1 protein-coding gene is annotated in these 1,176 nt (G+C 61.3%); it reads left to right on the top strand.

Annotated elements, in window-relative coordinates:
* Window positions 1-16: 16 nt before the first annotated feature.
* On the top strand, window positions 17-1,176 hold a 1,160-nt coding region (gene tuf, locus AC1D17_RS29035), incomplete at its 3' end, for an elongation factor Tu (RefSeq protein ID WP_477568647.1).

Genomic DNA, 1,176 nt, shown 5'->3' with positions numbered 1-1,176 from the left:
CAGGAAACTTGACCCCATGGCAAAGAGCAAATTTGAGCGCAATAAGCCGCACGTTAACATTGGCACGATCGGCCACGTCGACCATGGCAAGACGTCGCTGACGGCCGCGATCACGAAGTATTTCGGCGAGTTCAAGGCGTATGACCAGATCGACGCAGCGCCGGAAGAAAAGGCCCGCGGCATCACCATCTCGACGGCGCACGTCGAGTATGAGACGCCAGCCCGTCACTATGCCCACGTTGACTGCCCCGGCCACGCCGACTACGTCAAGAACATGATCACCGGTGCTGCCCAGATGGACGGCGCGATCCTGGTTTGCTCGGCTGCCGACGGCCCGATGCCGCAGACCCGCGAGCACATCCTGCTTGCCCGTCAGGTTGGCGTTCCGGCAATCGTCGTGTTCCTCAACAAGGTCGACCAGGTCGACGACGCCGAACTGCTCGAGCTCGTTGAGCTGGAAGTTCGCGAACTGCTGTCGATGTACGACTTCCCGGGCGACGACATTCCGATCATCAAGGGTTCGGCTCTGGCTGCTCTTGAAGACAGCGACAAGAAGATCGGCGAAGACGCGATCCGCGAGCTGATGGCTGCGGTTGACGCCTACATCCCGACGCCTGAGCGTCCGATCAACCTGCCGTTCCTGATGCCGATCGAAGACGTGTTCTCGATCTCGGGCCGTGGTACGGTTGTGACCGGCCGCGTCGAGCGCGGTATCGTCAAGGTTGGCGAAGAAGTCGAAATCGTCGGCATCCGCCCGACGTCGAAGACGACGGTGACCGGCGTTGAAATGTTCCGCAAGCTGCTCGACCAGGGCCAGGCCGGCGACAACATCGGTGCACTGGTTCGCGGCGTTACCCGTGACGGCGTCGAGCGTGGCCAGATCCTGTGCAAGCCGGGTTCGGTCAAGCCGCACAAGAAGTTCATGGCTGAAGCCTACATCCTGACGAAGGAAGAAGGCGGCCGTCATACGCCGTTCTTCACCAACTACCGTCCGCAGTTCTATTTCCGCACGACGGACGTGACCGGCATCGTGTCGCTTCCGGAAGGCACGGAAATGGTTATGCCTGGCGACAACGTCACCGTTGCCGTTGAGCTGATCGTTCCGATCGCCATGGAAGAAAAGCTGCGCTTCGCTATCCGCGAAGGCGGCCGCACCGTCGGCGCCGGCATCGTCGC

This window comes from Pararhizobium sp. P1_E7 (genome assembly GCF_056405855.1).
This window is presented reverse-complemented; position numbering and strand designations above follow the sequence as displayed.